The organism is Streptomyces sp. NPDC002328, assembly GCF_042890065.1.
Lineage (GTDB): Bacteria > Actinomycetota > Actinomycetes > Streptomycetales > Streptomycetaceae > Streptomyces.
The window spans coordinates 1-18,252 of record NZ_JBIARQ010000041.1 but is presented as its reverse complement, the minus strand read 5'-3'; the positions used below and the strand labels follow the sequence as shown (position 1 = coordinate 18,252).

Here is an 18,252-nt window from a genome sequence, read left to right as displayed (position 1 = left end):
CGGGATCTCCCCAGACCCCTTCGGCTGCATCGACATCCGCACCCACCCCATACGACAACGTCGGCCTTCAAGACCACAACCGGGTCTTGAAGGCCGACGTCACGCACAGGCCCGACTAAACCAACAGCATCCCGAACAGGGGCCGGGCTTCTGGTATTTCCCTCCAGAGGCTCGGGCGGGCCATCGAGTCGGAGGACGGCGACCGGGGCGACGAGTACAAGGTGTCGGGCCGGCCCGGCACCGGTGATCGTCTCCGGCCCCAAGGCTGGGAAGTGGGGGTGAAGTGAGCTCTGCTCGGTGTACTGAAGCTGATCGGGTGATGTCGGTTGATTGCCTGACAGGTAGCGGCGGGGTCCGGTAGATGTGTGTACATGGACGACCCCACGCCCGGTGAACCCACTGCCACAGATGGCGAGCCCGAGCCCTCTGACGAGAATTCGAGGAGCTGGTACGCGAAGCACAAGCCGAAGATCCGCGTCATCGGCGGCGTGACTCTGGTCGTAGGTCTGGCCGTGGTCGCTTACCTCGCAAGGCAGGGCTCCGCGAGGCATGAGGTCGAGGACATCGCGGATTACGAACCGGCCTCCGACAATGAAGCTACGGAGCAGCCTCGCCAGTCCTCCCCTGCCCCTGACCGCGACCCCTTCCTCCGAAGGCTCCCTCCCGGTCAGCACGCCGGCGAAGAGGCCAAGGCGAGGTATAGGGAGTTGAAGGGGAACGAGCTTCCTGACGGTTACACAGTGGTTCGCCGCTGGATGTACGGCACCGCAGCCTGACCACCACACCGATGGTGTCCGTCAAAGCGGAACAATCTCAGCACAGCACTGCTGCCCCCGGCCGTCCTGGTCGGGGGCAGAAGTGTGTCGGGGCCGGTCAGCTGGCTGCCGTGGCCTTGGTGAGGGCCTTGTTGAGGTGGCGGTCGACGAGGGCCGGGGAGCCGGAGACGATCAGCAGCAGGCTGCCGTCGCGGATCGCGGTCTGCTTGACCACGGTGCTCCGTCCTCCGGCGGAGAACGTCAGGAGCTGGCTCCACTGCTCGTCACCGAGGCCGTGGGGCGCGGGCAGCTTCTGCGAGGCGATATCGATCGGGGTGCCGCCCGCGACGACCTGATAGGTAGGGCATCCGGTCATGGCGTCGAAGATCCGGCCGATGCCGTCGGACAGCTTGTTCGCGCCGTCGCTGTACAACTCCTCGGAGATCTCGGAGGAGCTGCCGCCGTAGGTGAAGGCCGTCTTCGCTTTGCGGGGGAAGGTCAGCGTGGCGCCGGTGGCCGCGTCGCCGCCCAGTTCGCTCAGGGCCGGGCAGCCGATGACGGTGACGTCGTCGTGCTGGGTGAGGCGCTCCGGCTTGCGCAGGTACCCGCTGCCGAGGTCGCTCTGGTCGAGCAGGCGCGTCTCCAGCGCGGCCGACGTGAGCGGAGCAGCCTGGGTTGTGTCGGCCGGCGACCCGGTACGGGCGGTGGCGTGCTTGGCGCCGGTGGTGTCGGTGGAGCAGGCGGACACGGTGAGGAGGGCGGCGGTGATGCCGAGGACGGTGTTGGCGACGCGAACGCGCATGACGGAACTGACCCCTTGGTGCTAGGCGACGGGTGGTCAGTGCGGGCCCGGTGGGGTCGTAGGAGTGGGGGTCAGTGCCCGAGGTGGCGCAGGCAGTCCTCGAACGTGGCGTGCGTCGCGTCCGCCGGTCCGCGGTTCCGGTTGAACCAGGCGGTGTTGAGGCGGGTTTCCTGCTGCTGGTGGCCGACCCGGCAACGCAGCCAGATCTGGTCGCGGGTGGAGAGGATGAGCCAGTCCCGGTACGCGCCGCACTCGGAGCAGGCGACCATCTCGCCGTCGAGGACGAGCGGCTGCTTCCACGGCATCATAGTGCCGTCGACCTGGTCGTGGCTGGGTACCCGCAGCTCCGGCGGAAGGAAGTCGCCCACCACCGAGGTCGGCTCGATGTGTTCCGGCTCGGCCGTCGGCACCCCGATCCCGGGCGGGACCTGGTTCTGCAGCCGCGCCGACAGCTCGAAGAATCGGCGCTGTTCCTCGCTGGGCTCCTTGGCCCGGCGGCGTATTCGGTGAAACACCCTGGCGTCCTCCTGTGCCTCGTCCTGCTCGCTTCATGATCGTGCCTTACGCCCCTGGCGGTTTCAATTCACAAAGTCCACAGTCGCCTTCGGGCAGGTCATCAGGCGTTTTCCGCCTCATGGGGCGCGGATGACGAGTGGGCACGGCGCGTGTCTCCGAGCGGATGAGTGACGTCCCCTCGGCGTGCCCGAACACGCCACGTCGGCTTCGACCGCCCAACTTCGCGTCGCCTACTGGCTCGAGTCGCCGCACCTGCGCCCTTGCGTTCCTCCTGAGTGTGCGTAGCGCCCGTGACCCACAACGCGGGCCTGAACGCCGCCGGGGTCCGCTGTGGCGTACGGCCATGCTGTGGGTCGCGAGCGGGGCGGTGGCGGTGCGCGCGTTCCTGGTCGTGCGCTGAGGCTGCACCCCGGCTGGCAGGGCTCACCGGGTCTTGCCCGACGTCTCCTCCCCGCTGCGGCGGCGGCCGGGCGCGGAAGTCTGGGGGGCGGTCCTGCGCGTTGCGGGCTGGACCCCAGCGGTGCCGCTCTCGGACAGGGGCGAGGCGTCGGCGGGCAGATCGGCCGTCCGCCGCATCCGCCACACCAGCACGTCGCTCACCGACTCCGCGGTGCCGAGTTCACGACGCCCGACCGCGGCGGACAGAAGAGCGGCCGGATCGTGGCCTGCGGCTTCGGCTTCCGCGATGGTCGCGGCCAGGGCGTACCAGCCGGGCTCGGCGAGGATCTGCTCGGCGAGCCCCGGCAGCGTCTCGCGCAGCAGCACGGTCTGCCGCTGGAGCACCGGCCGGCTCAGACGTCGGCCTCGCTGGTAGAGCACGCCGAGCGGCTGGGCGGCAGCGGCCTGGTAGGCGGTGCGCAGGTGTCCGGCCGCCTGGGCAGCGGCTTCGGCCTGCTGGGCATGTCCCTTTCTCGCATGCCAGAGGGCGGCGGCGGTGATGAGGAAGAACAGCATGTCGATCGCCATCGCGGTGGTGGCACCGTCCTCACCGCGGCCGAGGGCGGGCCCTCCGTGGACGAGGTCGCGGGCGGCCTGCCGCAGCGCGCTGTCGTGCCCGCGTACGGCGCGTACGTGGGAGCGGGAGGCCCGCTCGAACGCTGTTGCGGCGTCTCGTAGTTCGCGGCGGGTGTGGGCGGCGGAGGTCTTCGCGAGCGCGTCCAGGACCTCGCCGGCGGCGGCGATGTGGGCGGCGGCGACCGCGTCGTCGCCGTGCTCGATGATGAGCACGGCCTGCCACGCGGCCGATGCCGTCCCGCGGCGGGCGGAGGCTGGGGCGCCGGGCCCCGTACGGACCGTGTCCTCCTGCCGTGGAGTCGGATCGGTCCCGGTGTCGCCGGACCAGCGCTCCCGGATGCGGGGCAGCGACAGGTCAGGGGCCAGGCGCGCGCCGGGGTAGAACACCGGCTCGTCGTCCTTGTTCAGGTCGTCGGGCAGAGCGACCTTGTATCCGAGGAGGTCTCCGGAGGGGGCGGCGCGCTTACGGATCAGGACGCCGGCGGCGGCGAGCCGGTCGAAGAACTCTTCGTCACTTCTCGCACCGGACACCGCGCGCCGTACCGTCTCGCGCAGCTCCTCGCGGGCGGTGCGCTCGCGACCCTGGCGTTCGGCCTTGTGGCGTTCGGCGCTGGTGGGCCGCTGGGCGGCGGTGCCGTCGCCGGGGGCGACCTGGTGGAGGCCGAGTTCCTTCTCGATGAGGCGGCACTCGGCCTGGGCGCGTTTGCCGGAGCGGAAGTCGTCGGGGCGGCTGCCGTCCTCGCACACCACGGTGGCGACGATGTGGATGTGGTCGTCTGCGTGTCGTACGGCGGCCCAGCGGCAGCCGGGCTGCCCGTCACCGGGGTCGATGCCGGTGGCGGCCACGATCCGCCGGGCGATCTCACCCCATTCCTCGTCGGAGAGGATCCGGTCGTCCGCCGTCGCGCGCACGGAGGTGTGCCAGACGTGCTTGGCCGGGCGGGCATGCTTCGGCAGGGCCATCACGGGCTGGTCCAGGAGCTGCTGCAGGTCTTCGAGGGTGGCGTTCGGGTCGCGGCCGGGGTCGGGGGCCATGCCGTCGAAGGAGGCCACGAGGTGGGGGTCGGTGTGGTCCTCGTACTTGCCCGTGTCGTAGAGGTACTTGAGGAGGCCGAAGGTTTGTGATCCGGCGTTGTTGACGCTGGGGATCATGCGCCGTGGCGTTCGATCAGGCGTGTGGCGGCTGCATGCGCGGTGTCGGCGGCCCGCCGTACCGCGGCGACGGCCGCGTCGAGCTGGGGAGCGTCCGCGCCGGAGTTGAGTGCCTTGACCGCCTGGTTGAGGTTGCTGCCGGCCCAGCCGAGCCGACGCCGGCTGTCGAACAGGGCTGTGATCACTTCGCGTTCGTCGGCTATCTCGGCGCTCGTGCGGTCGAGGTCGCGGGCTGCGGCGAGCGCGGCGCGGGCGAGGAAGCCGGCGACGGACAGGTTGCATCGGGCGGCGGCGGACTTGATCAGCGCGAACTCTTCTTCGTTGAAACGGGTGTTGGGCTGGTTCAGGCGCTTCGTGGCGCGCGGCTGACGCGGACGCTGACGAGCGCGCACAGCGCGCTCGCGGTGGCTGCGGCGCTCGGTCGGCTTCTCCTCCGGTCCCGGCTTCGATCCGCCCTCGGTCGAAGCCTCCTGGACCTGCGCCCCCCGGTGCAGGTCCTCCCCGTCCCCCTTGGGGGCGGGGTTGGCGGAAGCTACGCTTCCGCCCCAACTTGCTCGCCCCGAGACCGAGTTGGAGTCGGGATCAGGTTTCGGGGTGGTGCCGTTCATGCTGGCGTGCGTCATCGGGATTCGGGCCTCGTAGAGCGGGTGCGTTGCTGGATGGTTGCGGCCAGCGCGAGAACATCGGCTGGGCTCGCAAGGACGAGGACCGGTCCGTCGGGGCGGTCCTGGACGAGCCACTGCCCGGTAGGCGTGGCGACGACGGCGTAGACGAGTTGCCGGCGGACCAGGACGTCCGCCCAGGCATCGGCCTCGGCGATCATGGGTTCGGAAGAACGAGGTGGACGTGAAGTCACGGCATACCTCCTGAGCGGGACGGTGGCCCGGCGCGGAGCCGGGCCAGCTTCACGGATGTGGGGTTGAGCTGGGGTTTTGCCGGTTCAGCCGCACTCTGGGCAGCGCCCGACGTGGCTGTTGAGCGCGCGAGCCATCCGCTGTTTCGCCGAGGCAGCCTGCTTCGCGCTGGTCTTGGCCGCCGGCCGGCCCGCGTGCCGTTCGGAGTGAGCGAGCATGAATCCGATCTCTCGCTCGTACTCCGCGCGGACGGTGTTGAACTGATGGCAGGTCTTCATCGGGCGGTGCTCCTCGGCGTGGTGATGTCCTCGTTCCGCAGCTCCTGGAGGACGAGGCCGAGTCGGTCGTTCCCGACCCCCGTCAGGCCGTGGCGGCGGATGATCTCGCGCAGCTGCACTCGGGTGATCGCTCCATTGCCGTCCCGTTCGAGCAGAGCGGGAACGTGAGGGCGTACCTCGTGGGCGAGCTGGCGCTCGGACTCGCCCAGCTCGCGTGTCGGGCGCTCCGTCTGCGGAGAGCGGGACCGGGCACGCTTGTCCTTGTTCTTCGTCCGGGACTTCCTCGCCGGCTTCCGGCGGAGTGGGACTTTGTGTTCTTGGTCCTGGGTGGTCTCGGTCCCGGACTCGGTGGCGGTCGGTCCTCGGTCCTGGGTGGTCTCGGTCCCGGACTCGGTGGCGGTCGGTCCTCCGTCCTCGGTGCCCTTGGTCCCCGACTGCGCGAGGTCCGGTCCCCGATGAGAATCAGGTCGCTGAGCTGCTACTTCTGGCGCGTTGCCGTCGGTCCTCGTTGCCCTTGCGTCTCGCGCTGCGGCTTCTGGATCGGTGGGGTCGGTCCCTGGGACTGCGCCGTCTTCAGGCGGCTTGGTCCCCGCGAACGTTCCCATTTCGTCCTCCTCGGTCCCCGAGCCGACCCTGGGTTCCGAGCCCGCCTCCTTGGGGGCCGGTCCCCAAGGAGTCCTCGGTCCCCGGTCCGGGACCGGATCGTCGGAACCGTCGGGACCGGGGACGGGGACCGGCACATTCGATGTCGGCTGTGCGGGGACCGTGGCCGCCGCTGCGCTGCTGTGTGCAGGGGACCAGGGCGAAGGGAGCGGGACCGTGGCGAGCGCGAGCGCGTGTCGCCGGGCGGCTAGCTGGTCGAGCAGCTGTGCCCGTTGGAGGGGGTCGGTGCCGACCGAGGCCCTGCCGACCGCTTTCGACAGGCGTCGGGTCAGCCGTCGGCCGCGACGGTTTCGCTGCTGCTCGGGTGTGCGCTCGGCGAGGCGAGCGGCGAGGGTGACCGCACGGGCGGTGGCCCGGTCCCGGGTGATCTGCGCGGCGTCGCGGTCTCGCGCGGCGATGCCCAGGCGGGACAGCAGCCGCTCGCGTGCCTCCCGGCCAAGGACGGCGATCAGTCCGTTCGAGGCGGCACAGGGGGTGCGCAGGCGCAGTTCGATGCCCATGGCCAGATGCCACAGCATCGCCGCCATGACCGGTCCGACGAAGGCCCGGACTGTGCCGCCGATGGGGCCGCTCTCGGCGTAGGCGGGGATCACCTGCACCGTGGTGATCACCCAGACCAACATGCCCGGCAGGCCGGGGGCGCCTTGGACGGCGAGGTTCTGCCGTGCCATCAGCGCGGTGGCGAACAAGGCGAGTTCGGCTGCGGCGAACATGCCGGCGCGCTCGGCGGTGCCGGCCATGTCGAGGTAGTCGGCGGCGAAGCGCCAGCTTGTGTCGGCGCTGTAGGCGGTGCAGCCCAGGGCGGCGACGGCGGCGACCTTGACCGCGGGGCCGCCGAGACGTTTCTGCGGGCGGGTTCCCCGGCGCCGGACGGTCCAGGCAGTCAGCACGAGCGCGAGGGCGGCGGGCACGACGGCAGCCAGGAGGAGAGGGAGGTCCGAATTGGCACCGAAGGCGAGGACGGGGTGGGTCATGCTGCCTTTCCGAGAGGGGCGTGCGCCGGGCTCGACGCTGCCGGGCGGCCTGTCGGCTGCTGAGTGCCGGGAGCTGCGGGAACGGGCGTGCCCTTGGCCTTGGAGGTCTTCTTCCGCTTCTTCTTGGGGCGGGGCACGCCGTAGGTACGGTCGCGGTCGAAGACCTTGTTGGCGGCCTGCCGGAGCAGGTCACGGGCGTGCTTGTGGCTGATCTGCAGGGCGGCGGCGAGCCGGTCGGGCAGCCAGCCCAGGACGTAGGCGTGGTCGATGACGACCTGCCGCTCGGCCTCGGTCAGGTGCACATCGCGTCCCCGGAAGAAGGCGGTCACGCGCCGGTAGTCCAGGCGCTGATGCAGGTTGTCGTGCAGCGGGCGCCGCTCGGCCTCGGTCAGGCCGCCCCAGATGCCTTCCTTGAGGACGTTCTCCAGAGCGAAGTCCAGGCACTCGCGGCGTACGGGGCACCAGCCGCACAGCTCCTTCGCCTCCGCGATCTCCTCGTGATCCCGAGGCCCGGGGAAGAAGACGGCATCGGCGTCCTCGACGTCCATGCCGTGGCACGCTCCGCGGGTGTGCCAGCTGGTGTCTCCGATGCCGCGCAGGTCCGTGGCCGGGGCGTCGTGGGCGGTGATGTGGCGCAAGGCGGGTCTCCGATGTGCTGCGGCGCCGACCGACGGGCGCGGTGCTCGGCGGGTGCGGCGTCGGGTGCCGGCTGCGGCGCGTGGGCGTGCGCCGCAGCCGGTGCGGGACGGTGGCGTCGGGTGGCGGTGCAGCGGACGGGGGGCACGCGCCGGGTACGCCGGTCAGGTAAGGGCGGGCTGCCGGGCCTGCTCGGGGCGCTGGGCCTGCTGGGCGGCGGCGAGGTCGAGGCGGCCGGGGTGCGGGGTCGTGCGCGGGGCGGTTCCGCGAGCTCCGCCGTCGGGACCGATCCTCCGGCGACGGCACGGCTCGCCGGGCTGGGCCAGGCACCACTCGCACCGCACGCTCAGGGCGTCGGGCTGCCCCTGCGCGACAGCGGCATCTCGGGCTGCGCGGGCGGGACGGTAGGGCGCGAGGGCCGCTCGGGCGGCGGGAGGTATGCAGGAGCCGATCTCCCGCAGCCGCGCCTCCAGCTTCGGGTCGGCTCCGTCGCGACCGCTGGTGATCGCTCGGGCCTGCGCGGGCTGCGCGGTACCGGCGGCGACGGCGCGGCGGGTGCCGGCCAGCTCCGCGATCCAGGCGGCCTGGTCGTCCGGGTCGACGGAAGGTGTCGGGTCGGAGTGCCGCGCCAGGCGGTCGCGCCGGTAGCTCTCCCAGGGCCGGGCCAGGTCCGCGGGCAGGATCTGGTACGGCGAGGTGCGGATGTGCTGGCGGGCTGCGACGCGGACGTCCCAGCCGTGCGGGGTGGCCATCGGCACGTCGCCGAGCAGTTCGTGCCACTGGGCGAGCTGGTCCCGCGCCTCGCCTTGGTCGGTGCGGATGGTGCGGGGGTCGAGTCGGCCGATGTAGGCCAGCAGGGCGGCGATTTCGCGGCGGTCCACGGTCAGCCCTCCGTTCCGGTCGGCTCGTCCAGGGCGGCCAGCAGGGCGGCGGTGTGGGCCTGCGTCCGCGTCATGCCCCCCGGTGCGGCGGTGTTCTTGCCGGGCACGGCGTAGAGGTTCGGTCGGCTGGGGGCGTGCTCCCGGGCGACCCAGGATCGCCAGTCGGCAGCCCAGGCTTCCGCCGCCCTCGGGGTGTGGCCCGCCCGGTGGGCACGCCACTTCGCGTCGGCGGCTCGCAGACCCTGCTCGCCGAGGCGGTCGAGGTGTCCCTGCTGGCGGGCCCAGGTGTGGGTGGGGGGGTCGACCTGCCACTCGGCAGCCGAGAGGACGGCAGCACCACTACTGCTGTACCTCCGGTTCAAATCAGGTTCACTACGGTTCTGTGTGCCGGTAGCCGGTACATCGCTGTGCCGGTAGCCGGTACGTCGCTGTGCCGGATTCCGCCTCGACCTGCCGGTTTCCGGTACTGCCGGTTTCCGGACCCTCGCGGGGGATTCCGGCACCTCACGCGGGCGGATTCCGTACCGCCGCAGAGCCGAGAGCCGGAGCCTCGTTGGGCCGGCGGGCTCGTCTCCCGCCGCCGTGTCGCCTCCCGCCTCCTGCTGCTCGCGCTGGGTCTGGGCGACGGCTTCGGCGGCGAGAGGCATGCGGTAGACCGTGCTGCGCTGTGGGCCGACGAGGTCGTCGAGTTGTTCCAGCTCGTCGGCCAGGAGCAGGCGCTCGACGGCTTCGCGCACCGTGGAGACCGAGGCGCGGGTGCGCTTGGCCAGGCTGGACAGCGAGGCATACGAGATGCACTGTTCGTCGGCCACTCGGTCGGCGATCGACAGCAGGACCAGGCGCGCGGCCCCTCGGCTGGAGCTGTGCTCCCACACCCACTCGCGGGCTTCGCTGCTCATCGGCCGCTCCCGAGGAGCGGGCGGGGCCGGCGGCTCGCCGGGGCCAGGATGGTGCGGTCCGGCTCGGGGCGCTGAGGCGCCGAGGTGGAGGTGGCTGCCGCGCAGGCCAGGCGGAAGGGCCTTTTGCGCAGGGCAGGAGGCATGCGATACTCCCCTTTGCAGTGTTGCCACGCTGGTGCGCCCGTCGGAAGGACTCAGCGTGGTGATGGTGGGCAATCTCCGCCCTTGCCGGGGCGGGAATGCCGCTTAGCGTTCGGCGTCCGTGAGTTACCGCTCCCGGGCGCCGCCGCTGTTTGCGGACCTTCGCGGTCCGCTCCGTGCTCGCGGTCTCCTCACGTTCGTCGCCGCAGGAGGGCTGCCCGGGGACGACGAACATACGCACGGACCCGTGTCAAGATCCAGACTTGGTTCTTAAACTCTGTACTGGTTGCAGAGAGTCACCGAATGATCGTGTGCCGCAGTCGTCCGTACAGGGCCTGGTGGGGTGCTTCCTCGCGTCGAAGCGCACCGTTGCCGCGGTTGCCTCGTACGCCGAGAGCGTGCCATTGTGTCCGAATTGGAGCGGGAGTCTGGCATTCTCCGCAGCGGAAATGCGATGTGGGTGAGGTGTTTCCACGGTCGACTCCGCGCTTTCCGATCGAAGATCAAATACGGCCTGCCAGACGTGACGTATGTCGCTGGACGAATGTGGCTTGCACCACGCCGCCCCACGCACTCCTGCCGACAGAAACGGACAGGTCGACCTGAAACGGGCGGTGCGTGCCACACGGAAACGTGCTGGTGGGGAAGAACTTTCCATACGCGGGATCACGCCGTCAACTCATGTTTATGGCGAGGTAGGGTGGCCGAAGTGACGACGAAGTCCACCCAGGAAAGGATCATGAAAGAGTCGACCGAAGGCCAGGTGAACCCCAAGGGGCTCATGGACCGCCTTAACCGCCTGTTCGACACGGTGCACCCGCCCGACCGCGGCCCCTTCAGCAACGCTGAAGTGGCCGAACTCATGGAGAAGCGCGGGCTGGGCAAGCTGTCGGCGCAGTACCTGTGGCTCTTGCGGACCGGGCAGCGTGATAACCCGACGAAGCGTCATCTCGAAGCGCTCGCAGGGTTTTTCGGTGTGGATCCCGCCTATTGGTTCGATGAGGCCGTCGCCGAAAAGACAGTGCAGGAACTTGAGTTGCTCGCACTGCTTCGCGACGCAAAGATCAAGAACGTTCTTCTTCGCCTATCCGATGTCTCGGCGGATGGAAAGGATGCCGTCCTGGGAATCGTCGAGAGCGTACGACAATCCGAGGGGTTGCCACCCTCAACTGGCGCGTAGAACGACCTTAGTTCAGTAAGTGATCAAGGAAAAGCAATGTGGTCCGCACGTAGGCTGCGCCGGCCTGACCTCTTGGCCGAGCTGCAGCTCCCGCACGTCACCAATATCCGCGATCTCAGCGACGAGGTCTCTCGCCGCACGGGAAGAACGGTGGTCCTAGTGCCCCGGGAGCAGGCACCCTCGGTGTGCGGGGCCTGCGCCGTCACGGAGAGTGCCGTCCACGTGTTCTACGACCCGCGGACCAGTGTCCTGCACCAAGACCACATCATCGCCCACGAGTTCAGCCACCTGCTGCTCGGCCACCACGAGACCCGCCCGGCGTCCGCGCTCTCTTCAACGGTCTTCACCAGCGTCGGCTCAGCCACCGTGCAGATGATGCTGGGCCGCACCAAGTACGACGAAGACGAGGAGCGGGACACCGAACAGCTCGCCTCGCTGCTTCAGCGCCAGATCATCGACCGGTGGCTGCGCAGCGACGAGTCCTCCGGGGACGAAGTGCAGGACCGGGTCACGCACACGCTGCTGCGCCGACGGGAGGCCCGGCCGTGAAGGACCTGCTCCACCCGATCAGCCTCGTCGTCGCGACGCTCGGCTTCCTCTGCCTCCTGCGGGACGTGCCCACCCGGCGCCGTGACCCCGCCTCGGCCGCGCTGGCCGCCGTCTTCCTGCTGTCAGGGCTCTCGTTCCTGTTCTCCATCACGCCGATGTGGAACTACCTCGACCGTGTGCTCGGCACCGTCAACATCTCCGTGCCCCTCGCGCAGGGCTGCGTGGTCGCGCTCCTGGCCTGCCAGCAGGTGGTCCTCACCTACTGGGGATCCCCGCCTGAGGCAGCCCGCCAGCGCAGTCGCCGCTGGCTCTGGGCAGGCTTCGCGGTGATCGCAGGGCTGCTGGTGCTGTTCGCCCTGCTGACGCCCAGCGCGCCGCACCCGATCGACTTCACGCTCTACTACGCGCACGACGACTGGTACGCCGCGTACCTCACCCTGTACGTCACGGCCTACACCATCGGCGAAGTCTTCCTCGCCCGCGCCTGCTGGCGCCTGGCCCGCCGCAGCACTCGCGGGTCTGTCCGCGTCGGCCTGCGCATCGTCGCCCTGGGCGCGACCATCACCCTCGGATACAGCGCCGTCCGCATCGGCAACGTGATCGCCAGCGCCTTCGACACCTCCCTCGCGGAATGGGAGGGCTTCGCCTGGACCTGCGGCGATGTCGGCGCCATGCTCACGCTGATCGGCTGGCTCGTGCCCACCATCAGCGACCAGGCCCAAAGCGTCCGGTACCGGATCAAGCAGTACCGCAGCTACTACGGCCTGCGCCCCCTGTGGCTGGCCTTCTACAGCGAGGCACCTGAGATCGAGCTGCCGATCGACAGGGTCGACCCGGCCCAGAGGCGCCGCTTCCGCCGCATCTCGATCCGGCTCTACCGCCGAGCAGTCGAGATCCGGGACGGCCGGTTCGTGATCCGCCAGTACCTCGACGCCTCCGTCCGCGAGGCCAGCGAAACCCGTCACCGGGCCCGAGGGCTTCACGGAAAGGATCTGTCCGCGGCCGTCACGGCGGACCAGATCCTCGCCGGAATCGCCGCCAGGGCCGCGGGCACCCGCCCGGAGCCCGACCAGCTCACTGAGTTCGCCGACTCCGAACGCCAGACCACCAGGCCCATGGACGACATCGACGCTCTCCTCGACGTCGCGCGCCACCTGCCCCGCCAGCCCGCACGAGCCCCCCACCTTGAGCGAGTCTCCGCATGACGAACGACCTCACCCGTCAGCCCGCCCACGTCCAGCTCCAGGCCCTGGACCGCGGCGAGATCTCCAGCCGCGAACTGCTCGACCTCCACCTCGCCCAGATAGACGCCAGCCAGATCAACGCCGTAGTCACCCGCGACGACAGCGCGTCCCGCGCCGCCGCGCACGCGGCCGACGAACGCCGGGCCCGCAACGAGAGCACCGGCATCCTCGACGGGCTTCCCCTCACGATCAAGGACAGCTTCGAGACGATCGGCCTGCGTACCACCAGCGGCGCCAAAGACCTCGCCGACCACGTCCCCGCACGCGACGCCGACGCGGTCGCCCGGCTCCGCCACCAGGGTGCCGTCATCATGGGCAAGACCAACACCCCGGCGTACTGCCAGGACCTTCACACCGACAACGCCCTGTTCGGCCCCACGCTCAATCCGCACGATCCCAAGCGCACCACCGGCGGCTCCTCCGGCGGCCCCGCCGCAGCAGTCGCCGCATACCTGACCCCCGCTGACCTTGGAAGCGACCTCGCCGGCTCCCTGCGGCTCCCCGCTCACTACTGCGGCGTCTACGGCCTGCGCCCCACCCACGGACTCGTCCCAGCCCGCGGCCACATCCCCCGACCGCCGGGATGGATCACCAGCAGCGACATGGTCACCCCCGGCCCCCTCGCCCGTCACCCCCGCGACCTCGACCTGCTCCTCGCCGCGCTGACGACACCGTCACCCGACGAGAACACCCCCTGGAGCGTCACGCTGTCCACGGCGCAGCGCCCGCTCGGCCAACTCCGTGTGGCGGTGTGGGCCGACGACGCAAGCGGCCCCGTCGACCGCAACACGGCCGACGTTCTCGCCGCCCTCGAAGGGACACTCGCCTCCTCCGGCGTCAGTGTCCACCGCACCGCGGGGCCGCTCGGCTTCGCCGAGTCCCTCCGCCTCTTCGAGCAGCTCCTCCACGCCACCACGACGGCCACCACCGACGATGACGCCGGAGCGGCCGAACTCGCCGCCGCCCGTGACCTGCACACGAACGACGCGAGCCCAAGAGCCGCCATCCTCCGCCACCGCACGCAGACACACCGCGCCTGGATCCGCGCCAACGAGGAGCGCCTCCGGCTCCAGCAGACGTGGCACCGGTTCTTCACCGACGGTCAGTACGACGTCCTCATAACGCCCGCCGCGCCTACCGCCGCGATCCCGGCCGGGAGCCGATCCCTCACGGTCGACGGCACCGAACGGAGCTTCTTCGACCAGACCGGCTGGGCCAACCTCACCAGCCATATCGGCCTGCCCAGCCTGGTCATGCCTATTGCGCATGGCACCGACGGCCTCCCGATCGGTGTGCAGTTCGTCGGACCGTCCTATTCGGACCGGACTTTGCTCGTGATGGCCGAGCGCCTGGCGCCCCTGCTCGGAGGAACTCCAAAGGGGAGGGGTGGGGTCAGGCGGGACCGGTGACGAGGTACTGCGGGCCGCTACCGGCGCGGGCCCGTTCGACGGCCTCCAGGCGGGCGAACGCCTCCTTGCCCATCAGGCGTCGCCACTCGTCGAGGCCGTGGATCGCCCAGAGGTCGTGCTCGGCCGGATCGAGGCGAACTGCCGCAGTCGTTCAGCGGTGAGGGTGCCGCCGTCGAAGATGAAGCCGATCTTGCCCATGGGCCAGCGGGGCCCGGGGTGGAGGTAGTGCGTCAGCAGCAGCCGGAGCTGGTCCTGGCCGAGGTGGAGCCCGGTTTCCTCGGCCGTCTCGCGGCGCGCGGTCTCCAGGGGATCCTCGCCGGCGTCCGTGTTCCCGTCGGGAAACTGCCAGGGGCGACCGCCGTACACCGAACGCAACTGGACGGGCCGATCGTGGTCGTCGCGTACGTAGAAGCAGCCGTACACCGTGTGGTGCGGAACGGTCTGGACGTACGCCTCGGCGGACAGGGACATGGGCTGCCCCGCGAGTGCCGGCCGGTTGTCGAACTCGATCGCGAGCGGCCCCAGCGCCTCCCTCTTCGGCGGGTAGATACGGCGCAGGTTGACGAGCTGCTCCGCGCGAGTGCTGTCAGGGTCGATGCGGGCGACGTCCTCGGCGGCGAGCAGCTCGGCGAACGAGGCGTACGGCGTGATCCGCGTAGCCCTCACGTCGAGTTCGCGCCCCGACTCCTCGCCGTGGAACACAAGCACGTCGCCGACCGCGACGCCTGTTATCCGGGGCGTGCGCACCCGGACTTCGATGGTCTTGCGGCCGGATTCCACCTGGGCGTAGTAACGCTTGTACAGGCCCAGCCGGTGCTGCGGCTCGACCGGGTCGGATACCGGATCACTCATGGGCGCTCACCTTCTCCGGTTGCAGGGCCGGGGTGTCGGCGGCGTCGGAGCGCCACGTCCACACGAGCCGGCTGTGGGTCTTGCCCAGCACGTGGCCTGCGGGCAGCTCGGCGTCCGGGGTTCCGGCAGGGTGCACTTCCAACTCGGGGTATCCGTGCGCTCGTTCTCGGATGTCCCAGCGGCGTACGGCGGCCGCGAGCTGATCGGCAAGAGCGGGCCCGGATGGACCGAAGCCGTGGGCCAGGAACTCCGAGCGGCGCTGATCGGGTGTGGGGCCGTCCTGGACGAGGATGTGGGTCAGGTAGGCGAGGGAGCCGTCGGCTGTGATCGCGGCTGCGTCTGAGCCCTTCGGCAGTGCGGTGATGCCGCTGTCCCTTTCAATGTTGCGGGCGAGGCGGCAGAAGCCGGGCAGCGTGGTGGCGAGCAAGAGCTGCAGAGTTTCGAACGATTCGTTGCCGGCCACGCACACGCCAGTGGCCACTTCGTTGCGCGGGCCCGCGAGGGCATCGTCCAGACCGGTGGTCTCGGCGGGTACGCCGTCGGGAAACCGCAGTTGCAGTTCGCCCTCGGCGAGGTCGACGGCGGGGACGGTGCGGGCAGCGGGCCCGCGGTCGCGGACGAACCCGCAGAATTGGAAGTCCGTGGCACGCAGCACCGGGCCGTGCTTTTGGAAGGCGATGGCGCGGGTGTAGCCGTGGACTTCCAGCGGGAGCACGAGATAGCGGCCGTCGGCGAGCTGGTCGCGCCAAGCGGGGGCGATGTCCCAGCAGTTGTAGGTGATCACCGAGGCGTCGAAGCCGCCGCGGGGCATGTGCTCGGCTGCGCCGTCGCTGGCAGAGCCGAGCACTGCGGTGACGCGACCGCTGCCGGCCTCGGCGGTCAGCCGCCGCGTGCGCCGCACGACATACGGGGCGAGGTCGACGGTGATTACGCGCCCGGCCGGGCCGACAATGTGCGCAATCAGCTCGGCGTTGTAGCCGCCCGAGCCGCCCTCAAAAACCGTCATCCCCTCGGTCAGACGCAGGTGCTCGGCCATGTCGGCCTGGAGCCAGGCTGCGGACACGGAACTGGTCGCCTGGGCGAGGTCGTTGTGCTCGGTGACCACGGCCAAGTCGCTGTGGTAGGCGGTCCGCAGCGGGCTCTCGGGGGTGTAGCGGTGGCGCGGCACCGCACGCAACGCCTGCTGGACCGGCAGGGAGGGGGCCCAGCCACCGGCGATGACCCGGTCAGCCATGCGCTCGCGCTGCTCGACCGCTTCTGGCGGTTCGCCGGGCACGGGCGGGCAGGTGTTGTCGATCGGATACATGTGCGCGGAGGGCACGTACGGCAGGACCCCCGGCCAGATGAGGTCCAGAGCCCGTGCGGAGGTGGCGGACAGGCGGTCCAGACAACGCAGGGTGTGCAGCGGTCGCCAGTCCACGTGCCCGAAATCGTCCGGCTTCAGCGGCTGGACCTGCTCGGTATGAGCCGAGATGCGGACCACGACGCTCATCCGCGCCAGGCCCTCCGGGGCATCGAGGTGCACTCCGAGGACGTGCGCGTCGGCCGGTTCGGCCGTCACGCCGGTCTGCTCGGCCAGTGCGCGCACCGCCGTGTGCTCAAATCCTTCTCCTGGCTGGGGCAACGCGCCGGGCAGTTCCCATCCCTGTTGCGAGCGGCCCAGAAGGACGCGGCCCTGGGCGTCGGTGACCAAGGCGTGCACCTCGGCCACCGAAGTCGGCTGCAGGGACGGTGTGTTCGTGATCTGCACGGCGGGCTTCTTCAGCCCGCGCAGGACCAGGACGGCCATGCCGTTCGCGTCGAAGCGTTGTGCCTGGTCCCACATGCTCATCAGGTGGGCGACCTCGTCCTCGTTGAGGGCGATGCCCCGTCGCTCGGCGGGGGTGGTCGCGACGAGTGGTGTGATGACGACGAGGGCAGCACTCTTGCGCAGCCGCCGGCCCAGAGTGCGGGTCAGGCGCGTGCGGTCGCGCAGGAACGCGTACACCATCCGCAGGACGATCAGGTCGTAGCCGTCCGCCTGCAGTTTCGAAAGGTTGGCACGCTCGATGTCCAGGTGCTGCCAGCGGACGGATCCGTAGGAGGGATCGTCGAGGTGCGCGTCGGTACTGGGGAAGGCGGCGTTGGCCCAGTCCACGGCATCGACGGCGTAGCCCATGGAGGCCAGGTGCAGGGCGAGTTCTCCGGTGCCGCATCCCACGTCGAGTGCTCGGCCGCCGTCGGGAGCAGACACGTGCTGGGCGAGCAACGATCGCTCGTCGTCGTCGAGGGGCCGGTAACGGCGGCCTTCGGCGTAGCCGCGATTCCATTCATCTTGCGTGGTGAACAACGGCGCATCCTTACGGCGAGGCCAGGGTGGTACACGGACAGAGATCAGGCGGGGTGTCGGCTCAGACGGCCACTTCCCACGGGCGCAAGGCGAGGATGCAGCGACGGAGGGCCTCGACGAGCTTGCGGCGGTGGCTCATGCCCATCCTGTCTCCGAGTAGAGGTGACCGGCGCGGATGGCTTCGATGACGCCCTGGGTGTAAGGGACGAGGGCTTCCGGAAGTGCGGTCGGGTCCCAGAATCTCCACTCGGTGCACTTGGCCGGCTCACATGGTTGCAGCTCGCCCCTCCAGGCCCGAGCGCGGAAGAAGAGCCCCAGGCGAGGCTGGTCCCCGACCCGGTCGACGAGGTGGACGACGTGGACGAGTTCGACGTCCTGCGGCTCGATCAGTAGGCCGGCCTCTTCGCGTGCCTCCCTGATCAGGCACGTGATGGCGCTTTCCTGCTCGCAGTGGCCTGCCAGGGTGTGCCAGGTGGAGGGTGCGAACGCGGAGTCGGGGTGGCGCAGCCCGAGCAGCACTGTTCCGTCGGGGCGCTCCAGATAGAGGTGGACGCCGATCACGTTGGGGACGGTGCCGCTGGGAGAGGCCGGTCGACGCTCGGCTACTGATGAGTGGGCGACGTGCGAGGTGAGAGTGGACGCGATGGCTGGGCAGGTGGCGGCGTGGCGTCGCACGAGGTCGCTGGTGGAGGTTGTGATGCGCAGACGGTGGAGGTCATCGGGAGTGAACCAGGCAAGCATCACCCCTTCCGTCAGGCGAAGTTCGCGTGGGTCGCCGTTCCAGTTGCCGGCGTAGATGGCGATGGGCAGGGTCGCGCCGGCGGCGTCGACCGCATCCTCGGTGCCGAACGGGGTCAGGTCGGGGATGTGCAGTCCGGCTTCTTCGTCGAGTTCGCGTCGCACGGTGTGTTCCAGGGTGGTGTCCTGGGGTTCTCGGCCGCCGCCGAGGAGCGACCACATGCCCGGCTCCCAGATCTGGCCGGGAAAGTAGTCGCGCAGGTGGAGCAGGTATTCACCGCGGTCGTCGTCTTTACCGACCGTGAACGTGACCGGGTCGGCTCTGACCTGGGGTGATGTGTTGTCCATCGGCACGCGACGTGGCGGGCTGCCGAGGGCTGATTCGA

At 70.2% G+C, this 18,252-nt stretch carries 18 protein-coding genes; 5 read left to right on the top strand and 13 right to left on the bottom strand.

The window, feature by feature from the left end:
• Positions 1-371: 371 nt before the first annotated feature.
• Positions 372-776, top strand: coding sequence for a hypothetical protein (locus tag ACFYX4_RS40785; protein WP_389345030.1), 405 nt, complete (start codon positions 372-374; stop codon positions 774-776).
• Between the two features lie 97 nt (positions 777-873).
• On the opposite strand, the gene ACFYX4_RS40780 is transcribed toward ACFYX4_RS40785, so the two are convergent.
• The 10 genes from ACFYX4_RS40780 to ACFYX4_RS40735 form a co-directional block, all read right to left on the bottom strand.
• Positions 874-1,557 carry a hypothetical protein gene (locus tag ACFYX4_RS40780; RefSeq protein WP_389345028.1) on the bottom strand — a complete coding sequence of 228 codons (684 nt, stop codon included), beginning with the start codon at positions 1,555-1,557 and terminating at the stop codon, positions 874-876.
• A gap of 71 nt (positions 1,558-1,628) precedes the next feature.
• Positions 1,629-2,072, bottom strand: coding sequence for a hypothetical protein (locus ACFYX4_RS40775; RefSeq protein ID WP_389345026.1), 444 nt, complete (start codon positions 2,070-2,072; stop codon positions 1,629-1,631).
• Between the two features lie 424 nt (positions 2,073-2,496).
• The gene (locus ACFYX4_RS40770) at positions 2,497-4,239 is read right to left on the bottom strand and encodes a relaxase/mobilization nuclease domain-containing protein (RefSeq protein ID WP_389345024.1); all 1,743 of its coding nucleotides are present in this window, start codon (positions 4,237-4,239) and stop codon (positions 2,497-2,499) included.
• Positions 4,236-4,847 carry a plasmid mobilization protein gene (locus ACFYX4_RS40765; protein ID WP_389345022.1) on the bottom strand — a complete coding sequence of 204 codons (612 nt, stop codon included), beginning with the start codon at positions 4,845-4,847 and terminating at the stop codon, positions 4,236-4,238. The genes ACFYX4_RS40770 and ACFYX4_RS40765 overlap by 4 nt, the downstream gene beginning before the upstream one ends.
• An 11-nt stretch (positions 4,848-4,858) precedes the next feature.
• On the bottom strand, positions 4,859-5,095 hold the full coding sequence (locus tag ACFYX4_RS40760; RefSeq protein ID WP_389345020.1) for a hypothetical protein: 237 nt from the start codon (positions 5,093-5,095) through the stop codon (positions 4,859-4,861).
• An 84-nt stretch (positions 5,096-5,179) separates the two neighbouring features.
• Positions 5,180-5,371, bottom strand: a complete 192-nt coding sequence (locus ACFYX4_RS40755; RefSeq protein ID WP_389345018.1) for a hypothetical protein — start codon at positions 5,369-5,371, stop codon at positions 5,180-5,182.
• Positions 5,368-7,008, bottom strand: coding sequence for a hypothetical protein (locus ACFYX4_RS40750; protein ID WP_389345016.1), 1,641 nt, complete (start codon positions 7,006-7,008; stop codon positions 5,368-5,370). Before ACFYX4_RS40750 ends, ACFYX4_RS40755 begins: the two co-directional genes overlap by 4 nt.
• Positions 7,005-7,646 (bottom strand): WhiB family transcriptional regulator, encoded by a 642-nt coding sequence (locus ACFYX4_RS40745; RefSeq protein WP_389345014.1) that lies wholly within the window; start codon positions 7,644-7,646, stop codon positions 7,005-7,007. Before ACFYX4_RS40745 ends, ACFYX4_RS40750 begins: the two co-directional genes overlap by 4 nt.
• Before the next feature lie 162 nt (positions 7,647-7,808).
• A complete protein-coding gene (locus ACFYX4_RS40740) occupies positions 7,809-8,525 on the bottom strand; it encodes a hypothetical protein (RefSeq protein WP_389345012.1) in 717 nt (238 codons plus the stop codon).
• A 2-nt stretch (positions 8,526-8,527) separates the two neighbouring features.
• Positions 8,528-9,424, bottom strand: coding sequence for a helix-turn-helix domain-containing protein (locus tag ACFYX4_RS40735; RefSeq protein WP_389345010.1), 897 nt, complete (start codon positions 9,422-9,424; stop codon positions 8,528-8,530).
• 850 nt (positions 9,425-10,274) lie between these two features.
• Here ACFYX4_RS40735 and ACFYX4_RS40730 point away from each other — a divergent pair.
• From ACFYX4_RS40730 to ACFYX4_RS40715, 4 genes are all read left to right on the top strand, one after another.
• Positions 10,275-10,745, top strand: coding sequence for an XRE family transcriptional regulator (locus ACFYX4_RS40730; protein ID WP_389345008.1), 471 nt, complete (start codon positions 10,275-10,277; stop codon positions 10,743-10,745).
• 72 nt (positions 10,746-10,817) lie between these two features.
• Positions 10,818-11,294: a hypothetical protein gene (locus ACFYX4_RS40725; protein WP_389345006.1), complete on the top strand. Its 477-nt coding sequence runs from the start codon at positions 10,818-10,820 to the stop codon at positions 11,292-11,294.
• Positions 11,291-12,499: an MAB_1171c family putative transporter gene (locus ACFYX4_RS40720; RefSeq protein ID WP_389345004.1), complete on the top strand. Its 1,209-nt coding sequence runs from the start codon at positions 11,291-11,293 to the stop codon at positions 12,497-12,499. The genes ACFYX4_RS40725 and ACFYX4_RS40720 overlap by 4 nt, the downstream gene beginning before the upstream one ends.
• Positions 12,496-13,947, top strand: coding sequence for an amidase family protein (locus ACFYX4_RS40715; RefSeq protein WP_389345002.1), 1,452 nt, complete (start codon positions 12,496-12,498; stop codon positions 13,945-13,947). The genes ACFYX4_RS40720 and ACFYX4_RS40715 overlap by 4 nt, the downstream gene beginning before the upstream one ends.
• 72 nt (positions 13,948-14,019) lie before the next feature.
• Here the strand turns inward: ACFYX4_RS40715 and ACFYX4_RS40710 are convergent, their stop codons facing one another.
• From ACFYX4_RS40710 to ACFYX4_RS40700, 3 genes are all read right to left on the bottom strand, one after another.
• On the bottom strand, positions 14,020-14,799 hold the full coding sequence (locus tag ACFYX4_RS40710; RefSeq protein WP_389345000.1) for an NUDIX domain-containing protein: 780 nt from the start codon (positions 14,797-14,799) through the stop codon (positions 14,020-14,022).
• Positions 14,792-17,128 carry a methyltransferase, FxLD system gene (gene fxlM / locus ACFYX4_RS40705; RefSeq protein WP_389344998.1) on the bottom strand — a complete coding sequence of 779 codons (2,337 nt, stop codon included), beginning with the start codon at positions 17,126-17,128 and terminating at the stop codon, positions 14,792-14,794. The genes ACFYX4_RS40710 and fxlM overlap by 8 nt, the downstream gene beginning before the upstream one ends.
• A 135-nt stretch (positions 17,129-17,263) precedes the next feature.
• Positions 17,264-18,252 (bottom strand): NUDIX domain-containing protein (locus ACFYX4_RS40700; protein WP_389344996.1); only part of this gene is annotated, 989 nt, incomplete at its 5' end.